We start from the raw sequence: 22138 nt of genomic DNA, 5'->3' as shown, positions 1-22138 counted from the left end.
TATCAGGTACTAATTCTATCCTATTTTTTTTCACATGGCAATATATTCGTCTAAACTATCAGTTCATCTTACTCATAGAGTATGGTATATGGAAAGGAGGCGTATGCAGTTGGATGTGTTTTCAAGAATGATGTTCGGCGATGCAGCAAAACCAACAGAAGAGAAGGAGGAACAGCAAGAGGAGGTTTCTCAGGTTTCTCAGGTTTCTCAGACAAACGACGAAGAGACGATTAATTACATGCATATTATGGACCAAATCGGTTCAATTATGAACTCTCTTGATCAAATCAAGCCCGCTTTAAAGGAGCTTGCGCCCATGCTCTCCGCTATTAAAAAGAAAATCATGTGAAAAGCCACTTTCAAAAAAGTGGCTTCTTCTTATTCTGTTTCAGATTTAGCGTCAGACTTGCCAAGCTCATAAGCTTCCGCCATTACCGTTGTAAATAGATTCATAAACGGCTGGATGGCCTCCATTGAGAGCTCAATGCCTGATTTCTCAAGCTGTTCTTTCGCTTCAGGGAGATATTTCATGGCAATTTGCAAGAATTCAAGTGATTTTTCGTGCTGCATGTGACGTCACTCCATTACTCGTTTTTTGGCAGCTCGCCTGTTTTGTTGTATGTTTTGATCAGCTTGGCGATTCTTTGCTGAAAGTCTTTGTCGACGAGCGGGCTGAATGTTCCCATCTCAACGACTCCCGTATTCAGGTCGTAGTAATGATCGCCGCCCTCAAGGGTGCCTTTATTAAATTGTTCAGCAATGATTTCATAGGCCTTGTCCACATTTTGCACCGTGCTGGTTAATACGGTATTCTCGCCAAGATCCGATTGATCTGTGACGTAGCCAATGGCATAAAGACCGTCTTTTTTGATTTGCTGAATAACAGGAACATTATACCCGTCTCCGGCGGGATACACAACATCCGCGCCTTCGTTCTTCATTTTCTGATAAAGCTTTACTGCTGTTGTATCATCATCCCAATGATCCGTATATTTCGTATTTACCTCTATATCCGGATTTTCATACTTGGCCCCTTTGATAAAACCATCAACCTCAGGCTGCCACGTAAAGGAGGCAATTACACCGACCTGATTCGTTTTCGACATATGGGCAGCAGTCATTCCTCCAAAAAAGCCCATTGCTTCCCCGCTGAAATGGACACTCGTTACATTATCAGCTTTCGCTTTCGCATTGGAAATGACGAATTTCATATCTGGATAATCTTCGCCGACCAAGTTAAACACCTCAGCATATTCACTCCCATGGCCGTAGAGCAGATTGACGCCCCTCTTATGAAAATCCTCAATCGCATTTATGATATCTTCTTCTGTTTTAACGCCTTCTTTATAATAGACGTCCACATTGTATTTGGATTGTATATTCAGTAATCCTTTATACCCTTTTGTGCCCCATACGAGGTCATTAATCGTATCAGGAAAGAGCATGCCGACCTTCTCAATTTTTCCTTTGAACGGAGTTTGTCCACATCCACTCAATAAAAGGAGGACAGAAAAGATCATGACAAGCCTTGTGATCAAGTCATGTTCAACTCCTTTTGACAAGCTATAACATGTATTATTTTATACGTTTATTGTATCTAGAAAACTCGAAACATGGAAGGTTTTTCTTAATATTTGTCGAAAATTGATGAAAATTGTCTTTTCCACTCGATAATTTTTGTTTTTGCTTCTTCTTTTGAGGTTTTCTCTGTGACTTGCAATTCAAAAAGCTGATCTTTGCTATGACCGATTGGTTCTAACAGGAATCTCAGCAACTCGTCAGCGACGTCGTTTGTATAATAGCCGTCTTCCTCTGTTTCTTCTTTCCATGGCCCATACATTTTCGGCAGGATCACGGTTTTTTCCGAGCCTGTTTTTTCACGTTTTTCCCATTCTTTTCGGTCTTCTTCATATACTAAAATATAAGGAGAATCACATTGGTCTAAAGGCAAAAAACTTCCGAACTGGATACAAATTGTATCATAATTTTGGTCTCCAATGTGTTCAAGCTGGCGAAAGAGTTCATTTCTCCCAAGCCACATGAGTCTTTCTTCTAAGTACATTTGTCTCATTTTATCTTCTGTTTCCGCCAGAACAACGTCAACATGTATGCCTTCATCCATCATTCGCTCACATAATGAAAGGCCGAAAAATTCGTCCGCACCTACAATCAGCGTTGATTCCATTGCATCTGCCGCCCTTCCGGTTTTTCATTTCCCAAAATAAAACAGCCTCCGCAAAAGAGAAGGCTGTTGTCATTATATTCTCTATAATTCTTTTTCATGACTGTGAAAGAATTTGCAAATTGATGCATAAATTCTGCTTGGATGCTCAAATAAATGAAATGTCATGTCGACCGGTGAGCCTTGCTTTTGCTGTTTTTCCTTAAAAACTTCCGCATGTACACTGTAGGGATATGGAGATCCGGTCATACGCTGCCATATATGAACCGGTACGCCGCTCGGGTAGCTTTGAATTGTTTTATAACGAAGCGCTTCCGCTTCTTTTTCAGAAATTCCGTAGCTTTTCGAAACTTCTTTCAAAAATTGCTTATAGAAAAATTTATTTTCTTTTTCCGATTCATAATGTGCCTGAAGATCGAGACAAGGATTCAACATTGCGGCTGAGCGGATATGATCCGGGGAAAAACGAAGCAGTTCATCGGCCACGAGAGCACCCATGCCTTCTGCTAATATATGAATCTTCGGATTGAGGATTTCCTGCTTCAGCACAGAATGTATCAGCTGTTTGGCATAGGTGACTGCTTTTTCCGCCCCCCAATGCCTTCCGAACAGATTGCTGTTAAAAAGAGTATATCCTTCATTCCTCAACATGCTCAGAAGCTGATTTCTGCCGTAATGCTGCTGCCAAAAGCTTGAATCATGTCCGACAAAGTGGGTTCTATCCCCCAAGATAAAGATGCCGAAGCCGTTCGGGCGATAGGGCAGATGAATGACATTATGCTCCGTTCCCAGTTGAAAGTATCTTTCCGTTATTCCCATCGCTTGCCCGCCTCCTTTCACACTTCATCTCACGCTATCTTATGTAAATAGAAAAGAAACGAATAAGGTAAAGTCCTAGCCTTTTACATTTTTGGCTATTATACTGATTGACGTTTTTTATATTTTACCATTAAAGTGTGACGAATCAGACTCTTTTGTCACCTCACTTTCTGCTAAAATTGGATTCCCCCTTCGCTTTTTGTATGGTATGATAACTTTTAGAATAGAATGAGAAGGACGAGGTGGAAACGTGCGATATATTATTGCCTTTATTTGGACGTTCCTTTTATCACATATGGCATGCTACTTGGTTGCAAGCATGAACAGCGTTACGTATAATTTCAAAACATCATCTGTCATTGCTGTTGTACTGTATGTCTTAATCATGGTTTTAGCAGAAATCATGCCTATGAACAAAAATGCAAGCCAGCATTAAAAAGCCAAAAACCCAAAACATTTATTGTTTTGGGTTTTTTAGTGGTCACGGCTTTCTTTTGTAGGTCCACAGCCGGTTGTGGTTTGATGTTTCGGGAAACATTTCCCCTGCTGACAGATGGACCTTTTGAGGGTTTTTAACCATACTCCCTGTCTCGCCGATTTCTACGTAGACACCGTTATTAGGCGCTTTCTGTCCGGGCCGGAATTGGTGCTGCTGTCCCACTGTTTTTCCTCCTTTTCCTTTTTGCTGTAGTATGCGCCTAAGCGGCTGTGAATATGTTGCCATCAAAAAAACTGCTGAGTTTGGCTCAGCAGTTTTTTGATGATTCCCCTTTATATAAAATGGCCTTCAGCAGTGCTTTTTGCACATGAAGACGGTTTTCCGCCTGCTGGAACACTGCAGAGTTCGGCCCGTCAATAATCTCCGCAGTCACTTCTTCCTCACGATGCGCAGGGAGACAATGTAAAAATGTATAGTCAGGCTTGGCATGGCTGACTAGCGCCGCATTCACCTGATAAGGCGCAAAGACAGCAAGACGTTCTTTCTCTTCCGCTTCCTGCCCCATGCTTGTAAACACATCAGAATAAATCACGTCCGCGTCTTTTACAGCTTCAATCGGATCATCTGTCAGCGTGATAGAAGAGCCGGATTGAAGTGCATATGTCTTTGCCGCTTCAGCTGCTTCATCTAACACTTCATATCCCTTTGGTGAAGCGATCGAGATATCACAGCCCATTTTCGCGCAGCCGATCATCAAGGAGTGCGCCACGTTATTTCCGTCACCGATGTATGCGACTTTTACGCCTTTAAGCTTCCCTTTTATCTCCTTAATCGTCAAGAGATCCGCCAGCGCCTGGCATGGGTGGTATTTATCGGTAAGTCCATTGATCACCGGAATGTCAGCTTCTTTGGCAAGTTCCTCCACCTTTTCATGTTCAAAGGTCCGGATCATGATGGCATCCACATAGCCTGACAGCACTTTTGCCGTATCAGCGACAGTCTCACCGCGCCCCAGCTGCAGATCTTTCTGGCTTAGAAAGAGGGCGTTCCCGCCCAGCTGCGCCATGCCCGCTTCAAATGAAACACGGGTCCGCGTTGATGATTTTTCAAAAATCATCGCCAAGGTTTTGCCATAGAATATAGGCTGAATTTTGTTTTGTTTCAGCTCACCGGCTTCTGCGAGCAAGGCGTTTATATCCTCTTCACTAAGGTCCTTTAACGTTAATAAATCTTTTCCGTATAAACTGGTTTGCGTCACTGTGTGCATGATGCCACTTCCTTTTTATAGAGGTCTTTGAGAGATACAGGCTGCGGATGGCCTGAACCGCTTTGTAAAAACGCCCGCACAGTTTCTTCTTCTGTAAAGACGGGGATGCCGTGCGTCATGGCTTCCAAACGTTCTTTGCGTGCTTCTTCAGAACCGCTCAGATTGATGTGGAGCGATTTTCCTTCCTGTTCCATCCATGAGGCAAATGTCCCTTCATGTATTGTAAAACCTGCGTTTTCTGCTAACTCCTTCACATCTTCCGGAACGTTTTGCAAATAAATGCTTCCTTTTTGACTCCAGACTCTTGTATAGATTTTTTTCAAGGCGCTGTTGGCATCATAGGCGACACACATGCCTTCTCCCGTTGATTTCATTTCCGGCCCAAGCTTGACATCCACATCCTGGATCGCATGAGAAGAAAAAACAGGGAACTTCACGGCAACTCCATGATAATTTTGAACTGCCGGATTTAGATCTTTTAAGGACGCTCCCGCCAGCAGACGTGTGGCGAGCGGAATCATCGGAACGCCCATTACTTTGCTGACGACAGGAACCGTGCGGCTCGCTCTCGGATTCACTTCAAGAACGAGTATGTTTCCATTGTCGATCACAAATTGAATGTTCATGATGCCTTTAAATGAAAGTTTTCGGGCAATTTTTTGTGCCGCATCTTTCATGCCCTGCTGCAGCCCGCTCGTGATGGACGGTCCGGGAAGAATGGCAAAGCTGTCCCCCGAATGGACACCTGCCCGTTCAATATGCTCGGTATATGTCGGGATAAAGACATCCTCGCCGTCGGAAATCAAATCAATTTCGACTTCCTTTCCAGACACATACTGATCAATCAAAATCGGATATGGCATGCTGTCCTCATCATTCAGCAGCTGAGAAAGCTGGGCTTGCGAGTCAACAATGATCATGCCCATTCCGCCGATAACGTAAGATGGACGAATTAACACCGGATAGCCAATCTCACTGGCTTTTGAAGCAGCTTCTTCTTTTGTATAGGCAATTTCTCCTTTTGCGTGCTTCAATCCCAGCTCGTCAAGAAGCTGATAGAATTGATCCCGATCCTCTAACACGTCGAGCGTTTGAAATGATGTGCCAAGAAGAGTAATGCCGGCTTTTTCGAGCGCTTCAGCAGCATTGATTGCAGTTTGGCCGCCGAATTGCACAATTGCAAAATCAATATTTTCCTGCTCCGCCACGTTTACAATATGCTCCGTTGTCATCGGTTCAAAATACAGGCGGTCCGCAATTTCATAATCGGTGCTGACCGTTTCCGGGTTATTGTTAATCATGATGGTTTCGAACCCAAGCTCTTGCAGTGTCAGCACACCGTGAACAGCACTGTAATCAAATTCAACGCCTTGGCCGATCCGAATCGGGCCTGATCCGATAATGAGCGCGCGTTTTTTCTCTTTGCGGCTGATGTCTCCATCGGTCTCTCCGAAATATGTGGAGTAAAAATAGTTTGTTTTCGCATCAAACTCTGCCGCGCATGTATCTACGATTTTAAAGGAAGGCGTAATGCCCATCTCCTTGCGAAGCGCGCGCACCTCTTCTTCTGTTTTGCTGATCAGCGAGGCAATCGTTGCGTCTGAGAATCCCTTTTCCTTTGCTTTCTTCAATAATTCAAAAGTGAGATCGCTCCCTGCTTCCATCAGGCGGTTTTCCAATTTGATGATGTTGTCAAAGGTATGAAGGAAAAACGGATCAATTTTTGTTTTTTCATGGATGTCATCAATCGAGACGCTGCGGCTCAACAGCTCCATGACAACGAAAAATCTGCGGTCATCCGGAGTGATTGCCAAACCCCATAGCGTATCAATTGACAACCCGCTGAGCTCTGGAAGGTGTGTCCCGATATTTTTTAATTCAAGCGACGCGGCTGCCTTTTGTATCGCCGCTTCTAAATTCCGTTCAATCGCCATCACTTCACCGGTGGCTTTCATTTTTGTGCCAAGCTTGCGATCTGCGTTTTTGAATTTATCAAACGGCCAGCGCGGAAATTTGACGATCACATAGTCCAGTGCCGGTTCAAAGCTTGCGTAAGTCGAGCCTGTGAGCGGATTTTTCAGCTCGTCAAGGGTGTATCCGACTGCCAGTTTCGCGGCCATCTTCGCAATCGGATAACCGGTCGCTTTAGACGCGAGAGCCGATGACCGGCTTACACGCGGATTCACTTCAATGACGTAATATTGCTTGCTGAATGGATCAAGCGCGAATTGAATGTTGCAGCCGCCTACAACATCAAGTGCTGAGATGATCGTCAGACTTGCTGTCCGCAGCATTTGATAGTCTTCGTCTGTCAATGTTTGTGACGGCGCCACAACGATAGAGTCACCTGTATGCACGCCGACCGGATCGATATTTTCCATATTGCAGACGGTAATGCATGTGTTATTGCTGTCACGCATGACTTCATATTCAATTTCTTTAAAACCGGCAATGCTTTTTTCGACAAGGCATTGATTGATCGGGCTTGCTAATAGCGCCTGCTTAATCATAGCTGTAAAGGCTTCTTTATCAGGGGCGATTCCTCCGCCCTTTCCGCCTAATGTGTAAGCTGGTCTGATAATAACAGGAAAACCGATGGATTCCGCAAAATGGAGGGCATCGGCCTCGTTATCAACAATTTCACTCTCCGGTACGGGCTGTTTTAATTCATTCATTAACGAACGGAATTTTTCCCGGTCTTCTCCTTTTTGTATCGTTTCAACGGATGTGCCGAGAAGTTTGACGCCGTGCTCTTTTAAAACACCCGTTTCTTCAAGCTCCACCGCTAAATTCAACGCGGTCTGACCGCCTAAATTGGCAAGAAGCCCATCAGGCCGTTCTTTCTTAATGATGGCTGTCAGGCTTTCTGCTGTCAGAGGCTCAAAATAAATTTCATCAGCGAAGGCTTCATCAGTCATAATTGTCGCCGGATTGCTGTTGACGAGAATCACCCGGTAGCCCTCCTCCTTCAGCGCGATGCAACCTTGAGTGCCTGAATAATCAAATTCTGCTGCCTGCCCGATGATGATCGGGCCTGAGCCGATTACTAATATGCTTGAAATACTGGTGTCTTTAGGCATGCGCGATTTCTCTCCTTGCTGGTATCACATTCTTTAGGTAATCATCAAAAATCCATTCGCTTTCCGCCGGTCCGGGATGGGCTTCCGGGTGGAATTGAACACTCATGACAGGCAGTTTTTTATGGGCAATCCCTTCAACTGACGTATCATTGACATGATGAAACCTGATCGTGAGCTCTTCTTCATTAATCGACTGTTCATCAACCACATAGCTGTGGTTTTGGCTTGTCATAAAGACCCGTTTCGTCTCACGGTCGATGACCGGATGATTAGCTCCCCTGTGCCCGAATGGCAGCTTAAAAGTATTCCCTCCGAACGCGAGCGCGATCAGCTGATGTCCGAGACAAATGCCGAGAGTCGGAAAGCGGCTGATGATGCTTTTGATCTTTCCTAAATATGGCTGAATGGCTTTCGGATCTCCAGGTCCGTTCGATAGCACAATGCCATCGGGTTTGATGTTGTATACGGCCTCCATTTGCTGGTATGGCACCACGGTAACCTTGCAGCCTCGTTTGACAAGTGATGATGCGATTGACTTTTTATAGCCAAAATCAATGAGAGCGATGTGTTTATTCCCGTCGCCAAATGTGCTGATTTTCTGGGCGGAAGCCTGCTCTGCCGCATTCTCTGGTTGAAGGGCAATCTCAGCTCCTTCTTTAGAGGCTGTGACTGTCGCACCCATCGTCCCGTTTGCCCGGATTTTCTTCACGACAGCCCTCGTATCAACATGGGTTAACAGCGGAATGTTCCATTTCTGTAAATACTCCTTGAGGCTGTATACCGCTTCATAATGAGAAAAGTGATCACACGCCTCATAGACAACCGCGGCTTTTACTTGCGGTTTCTTGCTTTCAAAATCCTTTTCATTTATGCCGTAGTTGCCAATCAGCGGGTAGGTAAATACAATAATCTGTCCCTTATATGATGGATCTGTCAGCACTTCCTGGTAGCCTGTCATTCCTGTGAAAAAAACAGCTTCTCCCGTACAGTTTTCATGACCGTCCAGCTCGCCGCTGAACGATGTCCCATCTTCTAACACTAAATAACCTTCCATCTAACAGCCCACCTCTTGATGAATAATTAATTATAAAAATGAATTTTTATGCCTTTATATCGAAAAAAAATCACTGGTTTACAGCGGAATGATGAGCGATTGCCTGTTTCAGCTTGCTGACGGCTTCTGCTATTTCATCCTTAATCACGGTGAGCGGCGGCAGCAGCCGAATCACGTTCGGGCCGGCCGGCAATACAAGCAAGCCTAATGTCTGCAATTCAGCAATAATGTCAGCAACCGGGCCATCACACTCAATTCCAAGCATTAATCCTTTACCTCGGATTTGTTTAACAAAAGGGCTCTTTAGCTCTGCCTCAAGCTGTTCTTTTAAAAGCGCCCCTTTGTCAGCAGCCTCTTGCAAAAAGTCAGGCTGGAATACAATTTGCAATGTGGCATTCACAGCAGCCATCGCCAGCATGTTTCCTCCGAAAGTCGTTCCGTGAGAACCAGGGGCAAACGCTTCTCCAAGCTGTTTCTTTCCGATGACAGCGCCGACCGGAAAGCCGTTTCCCAATCCTTTGGCGACTGTGATGATATCCGGTGAGAGTCCGAAGTGCTCATATGCGAAGCCTTTTCCCGTCCGTCCGATGCCGGTCTGGATTTCATCAATGATGAGAAGGGCTTGCTTTTCCTTGCAAAACGACTGTACGGCTGATAAAAATTCAGCACTCGCCGGATTGACTCCTCCTTCTCCCTGCACTGTTTCAAGCATCACCGCGGCAATATCGTCTTCCTCCCCAAGAGCTTTAAAAGCAGAAGGATCATTGTATGGCAGGTAGTGAAAGCCTTCAAGCATCGGGCCGAAGCCTGTTTTGATTTTATCCTGTCCGGTCGCAGCCATCCCTGCATACGTGCGGCCATGGAACGACTGAAGAAAAGTGATGATTTTTGTTTTTCCAGTTGCTTTTCTGGCAAGCTTTATCGCACCTTCATTCGCCTCCGCGCCGCTGTTGCAGAAAAAGACAAGATCTCCCGCACTATGCGCTGCCAGCTTCTGCGCCGCTTGCTCTTGGAGACTGTTTTGAAACAGGTTGGATACGTGCCATACGCTGTCAAGCTGTTTTTTGACTGCCTCTGTCACCGCTTCATGACAGTGTCCTAGATTTGATACCGCAATCCCCTGAATGAAATCGAGGTACGTTTTGCCGTTTTGATCCTCAACGTACGTTCCCTTTGCTTTTTTGATGTCAATATCCCAACGGCCGTAGGTTTGAAACAAGCTGCTCATGAAACAGCCTCCTTTGCTTTGACGATTTTTGTCCCTTGAAAGGTTTGTTCTGCGAAGAATGATCCTTTTCCGTTTACGATCATGACTTCAGACACCTGATCTGATAAAGCTGACAAGGCTGAATTGACCTTCGGGATCATCCCTCCTGTGATCACTTCCTGCTTGATCAGCATCTGAATCTCCTTAGGGGTCAGGACGTCCAGACGCTGCTTTTCCTTCATGATTCCATCGACATCCGTGACGAACATCAGCTTATCGGCTTCAAGCGCTCCGGCGACTGCTGAAGCAGCCAGATCAGCATTTACATTCAGCGTTTTGCAGTCGCTTGTCATAGACAGCGGCGCAATAACGGGGATGATGCCATTTTCCATCAGCGCGTTCACCATGGACGCATCGACTTTTTTGATTTCTCCCACTTCTCCGTATGTTTCCGGATCTAGATAATCAGCCTCCAAAAGACCGCCATCCTTACCAGAAATGCCTGCGGCTCGCAGTCCGTGTTTGGCAAGCTCAGCAACGAAAAATTTATTGACAGAACCGGATAAAACCATTTCCGCCACTTCCAGCACCGGCTTCGTTGTTTTCCTCTGTCCGCCCGAAAACTCTGTCTTGATATTTAACCGTTTCAGCATATTTGTGATTTCCGGTCCCCCGCCATGTACGATCGCCAGCTTCCAGCCTGACGCCATCAGCTCTTTCAGATTTTGAAAAAATTCCTCCGACAGCTCACGGATGACACTTCCCCCGCATTTAAAAACGATTGTTTTCTTCATTTCGCTCCCCTTTATTACGTGCGATAGCTCGCGTTAATTTTGATATAGTCATAGGTCAGGTCACAGCCCCACGCTCTCCCGTTTCCGTCCCCCTCATCCATCTTGATGACAATGGTGATTTCATCTCCTTCAAGGTATTCCTTGGCGAGAGATTCAGAGAATGGCTGAGGTTCGTTATTCTTAAACAGGCATTGGCCGCCAAGATAAACCTCTACTTCTTCTGCCGTCACCTGTGCTGCGGAGTGTCCGATGGCTCCGATGATCCGCCCCCAGTTGGCATCTGTTCCGTATACTGCCGTTTTTACAAGATTTGAGCCAACAATCTTTTTGGCAATGACGTTTGCATCAAGATTATTTTTCGCCCCCTGTACTTGGGCTTCAATTAGTTTTGTCGCGCCTTCTCCGTCTCTGGCAATCTCTTTAGCCAGATCCTCACAAGTGAGCAAGAGCGCTTTTTTAAAGACCGGCCAGTCTGGATGGTCTTCTGTCAGGCACTCGTTTTCGGCGCAGCCATTCGCCATAACTAATACCATGTCGTTCGTGGATGTTTCTCCGTCAACTGTGATTTGGTTAAATGAAACGTCAGTGATTTCCCGAAGCGCCTTTTGCAGCGCTTTTTCTTCGATTGCCGCGTCAGTTGTCACAAATCCCAGCATCGTGGCCATGTTCGGGTGTATCATCCCTGAGCCTTTGGCCGCTCCGCCGATCGTGACTGTTTTGCCGCCGATTGCCAGTTCATAGCACGTCTGCTTGATCACCGTATCAGTTGTTAAAATCGCTTCCTCAAAATCGCCTGATCCCGCAGGTGTTTCTTTCAGCAGCTCGATCCCCGCATGGATTTTATCCATGTCTAAGTGCTCGCCGATGACACCCGTTGATGAAACAGCGACAAGCTCCGGCTCAATGCCAAGCTGTGAAGCAAAGCTCTCCCGCATTGTGTATGCATCCTTTAGGCCTTGTTCTCCCGTGCAGGCATTGGCAATGGCACTGTTGACGATGACGGCTTTCAGTGTCGGTCCGTGCTTTAAGCTGTCTTGTGTCACTTTGATCGGAGCAGCCTGAAAGTGGCTTTGGGTATAAACCGCTGCACTCACGGCCGGTGTCTCGCTGATAATGACGCCGAGGTCTTTTTTCGAGTAACGCAGCCCGCAATGCACACCCTTTGCCTGAAACCCTTTTGGCGAGGATACATCACCTGTTACTTTTATAATTTGATCTTCACTTAACTGAATCATGGTTCGATTCTCTCCCGTTCTATGGATAAATTGGCGTGATGGTGAGTCCAGTTTCTTCATTCCAGCCATTCATCAAATTAAAGTTTTGCACTGCCTGACCGGCGGCACCCTTCATTAAATTATCGATTACCGAGACGATCGTGACTCTGTTCGTTCTCTCATCGAGGGTCACGGCGATATCACAGAAATTGCTGCCGCACACTTCTTTCGTTTGCGGGTACTGACCTTTTGGCCTCACTCTCACAAAATATGAATCTTGGTAAAATTCCGAATATAAATCATGCAGGTCATCTGCGGATAGATCACAGGTTAATCTGGTATACATCGTCGCCATGATGCCCCTTGTCATCGGAACCAAGTGAGCCGAAAATGTAATGGGCCCGAGACCTGGCTGCCATTCATTCAGCGCCTGCTCAATTTCCGGCGTATGCTGATGTTCATTGACTTTATAAATTTTAAAATTGTCGTTCAGCTCAGAAAAATGGGTTCCCATGGATGCTTTTCTTCCCGCTCCGGAAACACCCGTCTTCGCGTCAACGATAACGAAAGATTCATCGAGCAGTTTCTTTTGAGCCAATGGCGCGAGGCCAAGCAAAACAGCTGTTGGAAAACAGCCTGGATTGGCAATGAGTTTCGCCTGTTGAATTTGCTGTTGATTCAGTTCTGCCAGACCGTATACCGCCTCTTGAATCACCGCCTTCGGTGCCGCTGTCCGTTTATACCATTTTTCATATTCAGCCGGTTCTTGTATCCTCAGATCACCTGACAGATCAATGACCGGAATTCCCGCGTCTGCCAGCTTTGGAGTCAATTCACTTGATACTCCGGGCGGCGCAGCGAGAAACATGATATCTATTTCGTGTTTGATCGTATTCATATCAATCGGCTTCAGCTTCTGATCCGCTAAGCCGGTAAGATGAGGATAACCCTCGCTATAGACATTCCCCTCTCCGCTGGATGAATAAAGTATGCATTCCTCTGCATGAGGATGATGCGAGAGAATCCTGACAAGTTCGGTGCCTCCATATCCTGTAGCACCTACAATTCCTATTTTCAAAACAAGTTCACCCTCTTGGTCTTTGTGAAATTATTTAACATTATAACATGAATAAAAATTAATTCAATCGTATATTTAATATTTTTATTCATTTATAAATTTTCTGTTCAATGGAAATTCCGCTCAAAAAAATCAGCACGACTCCAGCAGAAAACGTTGATGTGTCGCCGCTTTTCAGCCGCATAAAAAAACAGGCTGACCGCGTCAGCCTGTTTTCATCATCATCAACCCACTCAAAAAATATAGAATAGAGCTTGCATAAAAAATCATTTGCACTGTGAAAAAGTCAGCGAGAAAACCCCCGAGCATAATGGCTGCTGCTGAAAAGACAGCTGTCCAAAAATGGTAATTCCCAATCTTCTTTCCACGCTCTCCGCTGTCTGTAAAATTAGCGATCAGCACTTTTTCTCCATGCTTTTGCATCGCTCCAAAGAGCCCTAACAGCACTTGGACGATATACACTTGAACGACGCTTCCGATATGCGGGACATATAAAAGCAGAACAGCCATCCCCCACGAGTTCAGAAGCAGAAAATAACGGCTGTCAAACCTTTCAGACAGCCGTCCGAGGAGCGGGTAAATGAGCGCTCCGCTCAACCCGAACAATCCGTAGGAAAAACCGAACTGTGTGTAGCTTGAGCCGATATTTTTCACAAACAGAATATAAAACGGAAAGATTAAGCTGCTTGCGAAAAACACGCTGCTTTGTGATAATGTCAGCCATTTTAATTTGTTTTTCCCCATTATTTATACCTCTGATAAAAGTAATTCATAAAGCGCTCATCCGGGTCATAGGTTCGTTTTTTCTGAAAAAACGCTTCACTTTTCGGATATGCCTGTCTCATTTGCGCTTTTGTCTGGTAGATCATATAAGGCAGATAATAGCTGCCGCCGTGCTTGATGGCAACGTCTGTCATGCGCCTGATGATTCGGGCAGTATCTGCCTGGTCTTCTTTTGAAAAGCCCTCGTTTATTAATAGCACGAGCGAAAACATATCGTCCTTCGCATAGGAAAGGTCGGCCTTTTCATTTTTCTGCACGTAGCGGATCGTAATGTTCAGCAGGTTCAGATCTTCGTCCCACAGCGTTTGTCTCAGGTCATCAATATAGGACCCATACTCCTTCACGGGCACAAAGTATTCTTGCAAAACATCTGTGTTGTCATTGTTTTCATACTCAAGAAACTTTGATTCGGACCGCATGACGTTATTGCGTGAAATCTCTGTGCCGTTTTGGCTCAGGAAATAGGATTGCTGTGTGTCCCACAGCCAATTCCTGCCCCATTCATACCGTCTTGACAAACCGAGTGCAAACTTTGTGGCTCCCGTATACTCATCTTCTTTGAGATCGCTGTATGATGGCAGTTGATCCTGGTGATCAGCCAATACGTAATTTGTGACATACATGTCTTTCAGAAATCCTTTTTTCGCTGTTGAAATTCGCGCCAGATGCATTCGGACATCTGGATTTCCTTTTACATGCTTTGAAAAATAGTCTGCGTATGTGCTGTAATTCATTTTTTCTGTCTTCATGACATACAGCTCATCATCTGTCAGCTCAAGCGTTACATCAAGAATCACGCCAAAAAGGCCGTACCCTCCGATGGCCGCCGTAAACAAATCATCTTTTGGAGTGACAGTGATAATCGTCCCGTCAGCTTTTAAAAGCCGGAATGATTTAACTGTATCAATCAGCGAGCCGTAGCGAATATCACGCCCGTGTGCATTTGCGCTGAGAGATCCGCCGATTGTAAAAATGTTTTGTGACTGCATGACTTCTACCGCGAGTCCGTATGGATTCACGTATTTCTGGATATCATTCCACGTTGCACCGCTTTGCACCCTGATGGTTTTCTTCTCTTGATCGAGTGACAGGATTTTGTTGTAGCCCGTCATGTCGAGAACGATGCCGTCCTCATAATATGTATGGCCGCCCATGGAGTGCTGGGCCCCGGCGATTGAAATTTTTATGTTTTTTCGATTTGCCTCTTTGACTGTGTCAATGAGCGTTTCCTCTTCCTGCCCTTTCACTGTCTGCTTTATTTTTACAGGCATCAGTCGGCTGACATCCGTCATCTCGCTTGTGTCTGTTTTTTGCTCTGAGTTCACAGAGTACGCAAACAGGGCCGCATACGCGCCAGTACAAAGCGCGAATGCAAGCAATTTCTTTTTCATAGTGCTCTCCCTGCTGTTTTTTATGACCATTATACCATGACTGCGTCCTCATTTTTCCAAATTATCTTCTTGCCCGTTTTTCGGCACGGCGGTCGGCGACGATAAAGCAGGCGTGAATCGCGCCCGGCAGCCAAAAGATACAGGTCAATATGAGATTCAGCAAGGCCTGAAACGGTTTTCCCGAAAACAAAACAGCAAGCGGCGGGCATAAAACTGCCAGCAGGTACATCATTTCCTTTCACTCCTTTCAGCTGTAAAAAAGGACAGCCTCACATGTCAGGCTGTCCTCTATTGTTTTATTGAATGCCAAGCGCAATTTTTGCGTATCTGGACATTTTATCCCTAGTCCAAGGCGGATTCCATACAATGTGAACCTCTGTGTCTTTCACTTCAGGAAGGTCCGCTAATGCTTTTTTCACCTCATCCACGATAATCGGCGCTAAAGGGCATCCCATTGATGTCAGTGTCATCGTCACGTGCGTTAAGCCGTCTTCATCCATGTCAACATCGTATACCAAACCAAGGTTCACGATATCAACGCCAAGCTCAGGATCCACAACCTGTTCCAGGGCGCCCATGATGTTTTCTTTTAATGCTTCTTCCACGTTCCCTCACTCCTTTTTTCTACAGTATAACGTAAATTCAGCTCTTGTTAATAACTTAGTGCTTTATAAGTACGTTTCAAACCATTCAATCGTTTTTAACACAGCTGCCCGCGGGACTTTATGGTCAGCGTTTTCATCTCCGATAAATTGCAGGCGTTCCGGCTGCTCGCTGTAATGGGATTTGATCGTGTCATAAAATGTCCGGGTCGGCGCGTAAGGCACGACCTTATCTTTTGCGCCGTGCCAAAATAAAAGCGGGCGCTGTTGCAGTTTCTCCGGCTGAAGGCTGAGATCCCGCAATTCGAGACGTTTCATCAGCTCCTGTACCTTCTCTTCCGGCACATCGATTTCAATGCCCTGAGATTGAATATGGTCAATCTGCTGCTGAAACAGCTCCACGTAATTGGGGCTTCCCATCAGGCTGACGCCGGCTTTTATCCAATCATATGCAGTCAAAGCGCCAAGCGTTGTGATGCCGCCCATTGACGTGCCTGCGAGACCGATGCGGCCGCCGTCTATCAGGCCCTCTTTTTCAAAATGGTTTTTAAGTACGCCGATCTCTTCAATCTCGTTAAGGACGATATCCCAAAAATGCCCCGCCAGCTCTTCGACAGCCATTTCTTCTCCCCGTTCCCCATGGTGCAAAGCCTCCGGCAGAACGGCTCTAAAACCCTTCTCCGCAAGCAGATAAGCAATATGAAGGTTGTGTTCCTTCGCGCTTGTAAAACCATGTATAAAGATCACGAGAGGAACAGCGCGGTGCCTGTTCTCTTCCTTTACAATATGTAAAAACGGAATACCGGAAACGGTTTGATTCTCAATTTGTATCACAATGTGCCCCTCCTTAGGATAACCATAATCATAAGTGTAACATGTAGACAATAAAGATGGTAAAAAGCTACACTGTAAGTAAGGCAAAACAAGCAAAATCTAAGGTTAAAGGAGCTTTTCATGGAGACAAAACCCTATTTAATCGCATTAGATTTAGATGGAACATTATTAAAGGATGATAAAACCATATCTGAAAACACCCTTCAGACGATACAGCGCCTAAAAGATGACGGGCATTATGTCTGCATCTCAACAGGCCGTCCGTATCGTTCAAGTTCCATGTACTACCAGCAGATGGAGCTGACAACGCCAATTGTCAATTTTAACGGAGCATTTGTCCATCATCCGCAAGACGACAGCTGGGGGCGGTATCATACGTCACTGCCGCTTGATGTTGTCAAACAGCTCGTGGATATCAGCGAGAGCTACAACGTACATAACGTGCTTGCTGAAGTGATTGACGACGTATACTTTCATTACCATGATGAGCACCTGATAGATGCCTTTAACATGAACACAACAAATGTAACAGTCGGAGACTTGAGGGAAAATCTTGGTGAAGATGTGACGTCTGTACTCATACATGCAAAAGAAGAGGATGTGCCAGCAATACGCTCATATTTATCGGATGTGCATGCCGAGGTAATCGACCATAGAAGATGGGCCGCGCCGTGGCATGTCATTGAAATTATCAAAAGCGGCATGAATAAAGCGGTCGGCCTGCAGAAAATCAGCGATTATTACGGCGTGCCGAGGGAGCGGATCATTGCTTTCGGGGATGAGGATAACGATTTGGAAATGCTTGAATTTGCAGGCTGCGGCGTTGCAATGGGAAATGGAATTGACGCGGTCAAGCAGATTGCCAACCGAACAACGGCTACAAATGAAGAGGACGGCGTGGCAAGGTTTTTGAAAGAATATTTCTCACTTTAAAGAAGGTCCGTATTAATTTTTCCCACTCATAAACCTTACTTTACCCCACCATACTATTGAAGACGACTCATCTCGTCAAAGTATGGAAGGGGGCAGTCTCAAAATGGGTAAACGAAGCAAATCCAGAAGGTTTATTCAGCAGGGTAAAGACTCCATCGGGCTACACGCCGCAAAATTTCCATATCGGTCTACTTTAGAAGAAGCTCATCAGCATGCCGCGGCACGAGACTCGGCTGAAAGGCAGTATGAATATTAAATGAGAAATGAACTGTTTCAGCAGGCAAAATCATTTGTTCAACAGGCGGTCATGGTGACAAACGGCTTTGAGGAAGGCGATCAGGAGCAAGCGATTCTGAGAGCCAAAAATGCTGTATCTTCTGCGTATGCCAATTCGACAGATGCGGAACGTCAACAGCTGCATCAATTTCAAAATCAGCTGGACAAACTGCAATAAAAAAGGGCTATGGCGACTCGCCATAGCCTCTTATTTGACTTCAAACTGCTGAACAGCCTGAACCTGCTTGAGATTTTCCGCCCTGCCCTTAAATGTCACCTTTACCTCATAGGTTCCGGGCTCAGGGACTTCCTTCCACACATCAGAGAAATCATATGTTTCTCCAGATTCAAGCGTCATGTTTTGAAAAGCCTGCGTAAACATTTTGTCTTTCGAATAACGGTATCTTTCTTTGTGCTCAGAATCATACACGACAAGTTCAAATTTTTGCCCTGTGCTGAATTGAAACTCAATAGCACGTTCGCTTTGGTTCTTCAGCGACATGTTAAACTTGATTTGTTCAGGCTCCTGAATTGCGTCAATAGATAAAACAACCTCTTGATTCTCCATTCCGCCTGATACCTCCTTATCGGGTTCTGTCTGCTCATCTTTCCCGCAGCCTATCAAAAGCAGCACGGGGAGGAGCATCACAAGCAGCCGTTTCACGACTTCCACCTGCTTTCGTCAGTCTTTTCTAAAGAAACCAAAAATCCCAGTCGTTTGAACAATGTTCGTAAATGCTTTCGGATCAACTTCTTTGACGATCTTTTCTAAATCGTACAGTTCATACCTCGTGATGACGATAATCATCATTTCTTTCTGTTCGTTCGTAAAAGCTCCTTTTGCCGGAACAGTTGTGATGCCGCGCACCATTTTTCCGTAAATGGCTTCCTTGATTTCGTCCGCTTTTTTCGTCACGATCATTGCCGTGAGCTTCATGTGGCGAGTGTGAATGGCGTCGATCACCCTCGTTGTCACATATAGTGTAACCAGGGTATATAATGCTTTCTCCCAACCTTGCAATAATCCTGCCGTCAAGATGATAATCCCGTTCAGAATGAAGAAATACGTGCCGACGGGTTTATCCTTCCACTTTGCGAGCACCATGGCGACGATATCAAGCCCGCCTGTCGAAGCTCCGTATTTTAATGTTAAGCCGATACCGACTGCGGAAATGACGCCGCCGAACACCGCGTTCAGCAAAATGTCATGTGACAGGCTTGTTTCCGGCAAGATCCCCATAAACAGAGTAGTGAGTGCGACACTTAAAATGCTGTAAACCGTAAACGATTTGCCGACCTTCAGCCATCCTAAAATACCGACCGGAATGTTTAAGAGGAACAAGAGCGTTCCCGTCGATATGTAAAAGGGGGCATATTGATCAACGACGCTTGATAAAAGCTGGGCAACACCTGTAAATCCGCTGGCATATACATCTGCCGGAATCAAAAATAAGTTCAGCCCGGCAGCATTGAGTAAAGCGCCGATGATGACGATGAGTAATTTTTTTGTTTGATCTAGTACCATGGCATGTTCCTCCGCTCTTTCTTCTTTATTATGTTTTCCCTTAAAACAAATATTTGAACACGATTTTGGCAAATTAATATGATATAGTTGGCTTAACTCTCATGATAACGAGCGATAACGGAAAGAAGGGAAGCAATATGACAGTTCATCTCATCGCTGACAGCGCCACTGATTTGCCTCGTTCTTATTTTGAAGAAAAAGGCATTGGCTTTATTCCACTCAGGGTTTCTCTCGGCGATAAAGAATTCGAAGATGCAGTCACAATTCAAGCAGATCAAATATTTGAAGCGATGCAAAATGGAGAAACGCCTAAGACGTCCCAAGCCTCACCGCAAACGATTAAAAATGTGTTTTTGCAATATGCCGAAACAGGTGATCCCGCTCTTTACATTGCCTTTTCCTCAGGTCTCTCCGGCACGTATCAGACAGCTGTAATGATCGCCAATGAAGTGAAGGAGGAATTCCCCGATTTCGATTTGCGGGTCATTGATTCCAAATGCGCTTCATTAGGATACGGTCTGGCTGTCCGGCATGCTGCCGATCTCTGTATCAACGGGAATACAATACAAGAAATTGAAACGTCTGTAAAGAACTTTTGCAGCCAGCTTGAACACATTTTTACCGTTGATGATTTAACATATCTCGCGAGGGGCGGCCGGATATCCAAAACGTCCGCTTTTGTCGGCGGCCTGTTGAATATTAAACCGCTGCTTCAGATGGAGGACGGCAAGCTTGTGCCTCTGGAAAAAATCCGCGGACAGAAGAAACTTTTCAAACGGATCATCGAGCTTATGAAAGAGCGCGGGGATGATTGGAGCAATCAAACCGTCGGGATCAGCTACGCCGCGAACAAAGAAAAAGCCACGGACATGAAACACCTGATTGAGGAAGCGTTCAAGCCGAAAGAAATCATTATGCATCCAATCAGTTCAGCAATCGGCTCGCATGCCGGTCCAGGTACATTGGCGATATTCTTTTTAAGAAAATGAGCAAACAAAAACAGTCAGACTCTGTGTCCTGACTGTTTTTGTTTGCTCATAGAATGCCGACAGCCTCATACGCCTTTTCGACTGAAGCTGATTGCTCCGAGCCTTCACCGTATAAATCATTGGCAGCTTCAATCGCCGCTTGCTTCATCATGCTGAAATCTGTAGACGCCGTTACATAATATGTTAAAGCCCGATAGTAAATTTGTTCACTTGCTTCACGCCCAATCCCTTCAACCTGTACATCGTGGTGCACGCCTCCTTCTGCAAGAAGATAAGCTGCTTTATTGTGAATGGACGAATTGATATGGACTCCGCCATAATCCTCTGTTCCTGTGTAGCGGTTCGAGTAATGATCTGGATTTCCCTGCTTAGATGGGTCCTCCAATGACCGCAATGAATCTCCTGCAATATCAGTAGTATAGACATCTTCGCCGATCTCCCAATCATCACGGTCAGCCATCGCGCCCATAATGTCAGAAATGGACTCATTTAATGCACCGGGTTCTCCTTGATATAAAAGACCGGCGGAATACTGTGTGACTGCGTGTGTGATTTCATGCGCGACAATGTCGAGCGATCCAGACAGCGGCTTAAATTTCGAACCGTCTCCATCCCCGTATACCATCTGGACACCGTTCCACGCAGCATTGTTCCATTGTTTGCCGACATGCACGGTAGACGTAATCCTTGCTCCGTTTTGATCAAAAGAATCACGGCCAAATGTCTTGCTGTAATAATCGTAAACGGCTTGCGCATTTGCGTGTGCGTCTACAGCCGCAGGTTCATTAAATACGGACGTGCCGCTGACAATTTCTTTGCCCGTATACCCGATCAGTTGAGACAAAAGCGTAAACAAGGTTTCGTTCAGGTTCTTCGCGTCAAACGTATTGATCCCTTTTCCCCTTGTTTCGTCAGCCAAATAAAAGCGCCCATTTTGTTCTGTGACGTCAAAGCTTTTTTCATCACCTGACACGCCGATTCCTGTGCCTGCCGCTTCATGAATGGCATTAAAGGACTCAATGACTTTTCCGTTTTTGGCATCGATGAAATAATGCCAATAGCCAGGCTCAGGTTCAGATGTCGAGAGTCTCACAAGGTAGGCGAGATCATATTCACCGTCGTGTGGATAGATATATAATTCGCCTTTTGGTTCCCCATCAAGATAATCGATTTTTCCAATGGAAGCCTCGAGCTCACGCCTCGCTGTATGCATTGCTTTTTGCTCAGAAATAGACGGTGTGACGGAGACGTCCTTGATTTGCGGGTGCACCTTTCCAAAGAAACTTTTCACTTGTTTGTTTTCCTTCATCGCGACCGCTTGTTCAAAGCCGTAAATCGGAATTCCTTTGTAAACCTCCGTTAATTTAAAAAACGTTTGTTTTGTCTTTGGATCCTTTATGGTTTTCGAAATGCGAAAATGGCTGTTCGCATTCCCTTTGAGCTTAAACTGCGTTTGATGCTTGTCAAGATAGGAAAATAGCGATTCTTTCTGGGTTGTGTTTTGTACCGGCTTCTGCGGTGACTTTTCGATGATGTATGAAGGGGTTTGATACGTATGGTCGTATTTGATGCTTTGATCAGCTGAGGCATGTGTTACAAAAACCATTTGGGCCGCCGTGCATAAGCCGGCCAGTAATAGAGATGTCTTGGTCAGGTTGCGCAAAACACCAC

At 45.5% G+C, this 22138-nt stretch carries 26 protein-coding genes; 6 read left to right on the top strand and 20 right to left on the bottom strand.

The features are described from left to right. Positions 1 to 103: 103 nt before the first annotated feature. Complete coding sequence (yjzB, locus tag NYE49_RS06160) at positions 104 to 349, top strand: spore coat protein YjzB (protein ID WP_187955975.1); 246 nt, start codon at positions 104 to 106, stop codon at positions 347 to 349. Between the two features lie 29 nt (positions 350 to 378). Here the strand turns inward: yjzB and comZ are convergent, their stop codons facing one another. The 4 genes from comZ to NYE49_RS06140 form a co-directional block, all read right to left on the bottom strand. After that, positions 379 to 570: a ComG operon transcriptional repressor ComZ gene (comZ, locus tag NYE49_RS06155; protein ID WP_003224559.1), complete on the bottom strand. Its 192-nt coding sequence runs from the start codon at positions 568 to 570 to the stop codon at positions 379 to 381. Between the two features lie 14 nt (positions 571 to 584). Beyond that, positions 585 to 1538: a transcriptional regulator Med gene (gene med, locus NYE49_RS06150; RefSeq protein ID WP_047182426.1), complete on the bottom strand. Its 954-nt coding sequence runs from the start codon at positions 1536 to 1538 to the stop codon at positions 585 to 587. 89 nt (positions 1539 to 1627) lie between these two features. Further along, entirely contained in the window at positions 1628 to 2185 is a 558-nt protein-coding gene (locus NYE49_RS06145) for a hypothetical protein (protein ID WP_047182425.1), read from the bottom strand. An 81-nt stretch (positions 2186 to 2266) separates the two neighbouring features. After that, positions 2267 to 3001 (bottom strand): hypothetical protein, encoded by a 735-nt coding sequence (locus NYE49_RS06140; RefSeq protein ID WP_015483082.1) that lies wholly within the window; start codon positions 2999 to 3001, stop codon positions 2267 to 2269. 250 nt (positions 3002 to 3251) lie between these two features. On the opposite strand from NYE49_RS06140, the gene NYE49_RS06135 reads away from it, so the two are divergent. Next, positions 3252 to 3437 (top strand): DUF2929 domain-containing protein, encoded by a 186-nt coding sequence (locus NYE49_RS06135; protein ID WP_003245236.1) that lies wholly within the window; start codon positions 3252 to 3254, stop codon positions 3435 to 3437. Between the two features lie 45 nt (positions 3438 to 3482). On the opposite strand, the gene NYE49_RS06130 is transcribed toward NYE49_RS06135, so the two are convergent. The 13 genes from NYE49_RS06130 to NYE49_RS06070 all read right to left on the bottom strand — a co-directional run bounded on the left by NYE49_RS06130 (position 3483) and on the right by NYE49_RS06070 (position 16744). Further along, positions 3483 to 3662, bottom strand: coding sequence for a YjzC family protein (locus NYE49_RS06130; RefSeq protein WP_003245356.1), 180 nt, complete (start codon positions 3660 to 3662; stop codon positions 3483 to 3485). Positions 3663 to 3747: 85 nt separating this feature from the next. Further along, positions 3748 to 4707 (bottom strand): ornithine carbamoyltransferase, encoded by a 960-nt coding sequence (gene argF, locus NYE49_RS06125; RefSeq protein WP_047182424.1) that lies wholly within the window; start codon positions 4705 to 4707, stop codon positions 3748 to 3750. Then, on the bottom strand, positions 4695 to 7787 hold the full coding sequence (locus NYE49_RS06120; RefSeq protein WP_047182423.1) for a carbamoyl phosphate synthase large subunit: 3093 nt from the start codon (positions 7785 to 7787) through the stop codon (positions 4695 to 4697). Before NYE49_RS06120 ends, argF begins: the two co-directional genes overlap by 13 nt. Next, positions 7780 to 8841 (bottom strand): carbamoyl phosphate synthase small subunit, encoded by a 1062-nt coding sequence (locus tag NYE49_RS06115; RefSeq protein WP_047182422.1) that lies wholly within the window; start codon positions 8839 to 8841, stop codon positions 7780 to 7782. The genes NYE49_RS06120 and NYE49_RS06115 overlap by 8 nt, the downstream gene beginning before the upstream one ends. 70 nt (positions 8842 to 8911) lie before the next feature. Then, complete coding sequence (locus NYE49_RS06110; RefSeq protein WP_047182421.1) at positions 8912 to 10069, bottom strand: acetylornithine transaminase; 1158 nt, start codon at positions 10067 to 10069, stop codon at positions 8912 to 8914. After that, complete coding sequence (gene argB, locus NYE49_RS06105; protein WP_014476417.1) at positions 10066 to 10842, bottom strand: acetylglutamate kinase; 777 nt, start codon at positions 10840 to 10842, stop codon at positions 10066 to 10068. Before argB ends, NYE49_RS06110 begins: the two co-directional genes overlap by 4 nt. A 14-nt stretch (positions 10843 to 10856) precedes the next feature. Beyond that, positions 10857 to 12077, bottom strand: coding sequence for a bifunctional ornithine acetyltransferase/N-acetylglutamate synthase (gene argJ / locus NYE49_RS06100; RefSeq protein ID WP_047182420.1), 1221 nt, complete (start codon positions 12075 to 12077; stop codon positions 10857 to 10859). Positions 12078 to 12096: 19 nt separating this feature from the next. Further along, positions 12097 to 13134, bottom strand: coding sequence for an N-acetyl-gamma-glutamyl-phosphate reductase (argC, locus tag NYE49_RS06095; protein ID WP_047182419.1), 1038 nt, complete (start codon positions 13132 to 13134; stop codon positions 12097 to 12099). 204 nt (positions 13135 to 13338) lie between these two features. Next, positions 13339 to 13878: an MFS transporter gene (locus NYE49_RS06090; protein ID WP_003232993.1), complete on the bottom strand. Its 540-nt coding sequence runs from the start codon at positions 13876 to 13878 to the stop codon at positions 13339 to 13341. Further along, entirely contained in the window at positions 13878 to 15308 is a 1431-nt protein-coding gene (locus tag NYE49_RS06085) for an FAD-binding oxidoreductase (RefSeq protein WP_047182418.1), read from the bottom strand. Before NYE49_RS06085 ends, NYE49_RS06090 begins: the two co-directional genes overlap by 1 nt. Before the next feature lie 61 nt (positions 15309 to 15369). Continuing rightward, complete coding sequence (locus NYE49_RS06080; protein WP_003232996.1) at positions 15370 to 15540, bottom strand: YqaE/Pmp3 family membrane protein; 171 nt, start codon at positions 15538 to 15540, stop codon at positions 15370 to 15372. 64 nt (positions 15541 to 15604) lie between these two features. Then, a complete protein-coding gene (locus tag NYE49_RS06075; protein WP_014479422.1) occupies positions 15605 to 15913 on the bottom strand; it encodes a metal-sulfur cluster assembly factor in 309 nt (102 codons plus the stop codon). A gap of 63 nt (positions 15914 to 15976) precedes the next feature. Beyond that, positions 15977 to 16744 carry a prolyl oligopeptidase family serine peptidase gene (locus tag NYE49_RS06070; RefSeq protein WP_015383329.1) on the bottom strand — a complete coding sequence of 256 codons (768 nt, stop codon included), beginning with the start codon at positions 16742 to 16744 and terminating at the stop codon, positions 15977 to 15979. A 120-nt stretch (positions 16745 to 16864) separates the two neighbouring features. Between NYE49_RS06070 and yitU the strand changes: the two genes are divergently transcribed. The 3 genes from yitU to NYE49_RS06055 all read left to right on the top strand — a co-directional run bounded on the left by yitU (position 16865) and on the right by NYE49_RS06055 (position 18131). Then, positions 16865 to 17677: a 5-amino-6-(5-phospho-D-ribitylamino)uracil phosphatase YitU gene (gene yitU / locus NYE49_RS06065; protein WP_014476412.1), complete on the top strand. Its 813-nt coding sequence runs from the start codon at positions 16865 to 16867 to the stop codon at positions 17675 to 17677. Between the two features lie 103 nt (positions 17678 to 17780). Continuing rightward, complete coding sequence (locus NYE49_RS06060; RefSeq protein ID WP_015483078.1) at positions 17781 to 17933, top strand: hypothetical protein; 153 nt, start codon at positions 17781 to 17783, stop codon at positions 17931 to 17933. Then, a complete protein-coding gene (locus tag NYE49_RS06055; RefSeq protein WP_003245613.1) occupies positions 17934 to 18131 on the top strand; it encodes a DUF3813 domain-containing protein in 198 nt (65 codons plus the stop codon). 30 nt (positions 18132 to 18161) lie between these two features. Here the strand turns inward: NYE49_RS06055 and NYE49_RS06050 are convergent, their stop codons facing one another. Both NYE49_RS06050 and NYE49_RS06045 read right to left on the bottom strand, forming a co-directional pair. Continuing rightward, the gene (locus NYE49_RS06050) at positions 18162 to 18617 is read right to left on the bottom strand and encodes a BsuPI-related putative proteinase inhibitor (protein WP_047182417.1); all 456 of its coding nucleotides are present in this window, start codon (positions 18615 to 18617) and stop codon (positions 18162 to 18164) included. Positions 18618 to 18635: 18 nt separating this feature from the next. Beyond that, positions 18636 to 19478, bottom strand: a complete 843-nt coding sequence (locus NYE49_RS06045) for a YitT family protein (RefSeq protein WP_003245017.1) — start codon at positions 19476 to 19478, stop codon at positions 18636 to 18638. 137 nt (positions 19479 to 19615) lie between these two features. Here NYE49_RS06045 and NYE49_RS06040 point away from each other — a divergent pair, with 137 nt between their 5' ends. Next, complete coding sequence (locus tag NYE49_RS06040) at positions 19616 to 20467, top strand: DegV family protein (RefSeq protein WP_015252379.1); 852 nt, start codon at positions 19616 to 19618, stop codon at positions 20465 to 20467. Between the two features lie 46 nt (positions 20468 to 20513). On the opposite strand, the gene nprB is transcribed toward NYE49_RS06040, so the two are convergent. Next, positions 20514 to 22130, bottom strand: a complete 1617-nt coding sequence (nprB, locus tag NYE49_RS06035; protein WP_342410976.1) for a neutral protease NprB — start codon at positions 22128 to 22130, stop codon at positions 20514 to 20516. Positions 22131 to 22138: the final 8 nt, after the last annotated feature.

Source organism: Bacillus sp. FSL L8-0358 (genome assembly GCF_038593095.1).
In the GTDB taxonomy this organism is placed as follows: Bacteria; Bacillota; Bacilli; order Bacillales; family Bacillaceae; genus Bacillus; species Bacillus subtilis.
This window is presented reverse-complemented; position numbering and strand designations above follow the sequence as displayed.

Coding starts and splice junctions, on each gene's coding strand:
- yjzB (WP_187955975.1), top strand. CDS start 104: ATGCAGTTGGATGTGTTTTCAAGAATGATGTTCGGCGATGCAGCAAAA.
- comZ (WP_003224559.1), bottom strand. CDS start 570: ATGCAGCACGAAAAATCACTTGAATTCTTGCAAATTGCCATGAAATAT.
- NYE49_RS06145 (WP_047182425.1), bottom strand. CDS start 2,185: ATGGAATCAACGCTGATTGTAGGTGCGGACGAATTTTTCGGCCTTTCA.
- NYE49_RS06140 (WP_015483082.1), bottom strand. CDS start 3,001: ATGGGAATAACGGAAAGATACTTTCAACTGGGAACGGAGCATAATGTC.
- argF (WP_047182424.1), bottom strand. CDS start 4,707: ATGCACACAGTGACGCAAACCAGTTTATACGGAAAAGATTTATTAACG.
- NYE49_RS06120 (WP_047182423.1), bottom strand. CDS start 7,787: ATGCCTAAAGACACCAGTATTTCAAGCATATTAGTAATCGGCTCAGGC.
- NYE49_RS06115 (WP_047182422.1), bottom strand. CDS start 8,841: ATGGAAGGTTATTTAGTGTTAGAAGATGGGACATCGTTCAGCGGCGAG.
- NYE49_RS06110 (WP_047182421.1), bottom strand. CDS start 10,069: ATGAGCAGCTTGTTTCAAACCTACGGCCGTTGGGATATTGACATCAAA.
- argB (WP_014476417.1), bottom strand. CDS start 10,842: ATGAAGAAAACAATCGTTTTTAAATGCGGGGGAAGTGTCATCCGTGAG.
- argJ (WP_047182420.1), bottom strand. CDS start 12,077: ATGATTCAGTTAAGTGAAGATCAAATTATAAAAGTAACAGGTGATGTA.
- NYE49_RS06090 (WP_003232993.1), bottom strand. CDS start 13,878: ATGGGGAAAAACAAATTAAAATGGCTGACATTATCACAAAGCAGCGTG.
- NYE49_RS06085 (WP_047182418.1), bottom strand. CDS start 15,308: ATGAAAAAGAAATTGCTTGCATTCGCGCTTTGTACTGGCGCGTATGCG.
- NYE49_RS06080 (WP_003232996.1), bottom strand. CDS start 15,540: ATGATGTACCTGCTGGCAGTTTTATGCCCGCCGCTTGCTGTTTTGTTT.
- yitU (WP_014476412.1), top strand. CDS start 16,865: ATGGAGACAAAACCCTATTTAATCGCATTAGATTTAGATGGAACATTA.
- NYE49_RS06060 (WP_015483078.1), top strand. CDS start 17,781: ATGGGTAAACGAAGCAAATCCAGAAGGTTTATTCAGCAGGGTAAAGAC.
- NYE49_RS06055 (WP_003245613.1), top strand. CDS start 17,934: ATGAGAAATGAACTGTTTCAGCAGGCAAAATCATTTGTTCAACAGGCG.
- NYE49_RS06045 (WP_003245017.1), bottom strand. CDS start 19,478: ATGGTACTAGATCAAACAAAAAAATTACTCATCGTCATCATCGGCGCT.
- NYE49_RS06040 (WP_015252379.1), top strand. CDS start 19,616: ATGACAGTTCATCTCATCGCTGACAGCGCCACTGATTTGCCTCGTTCT.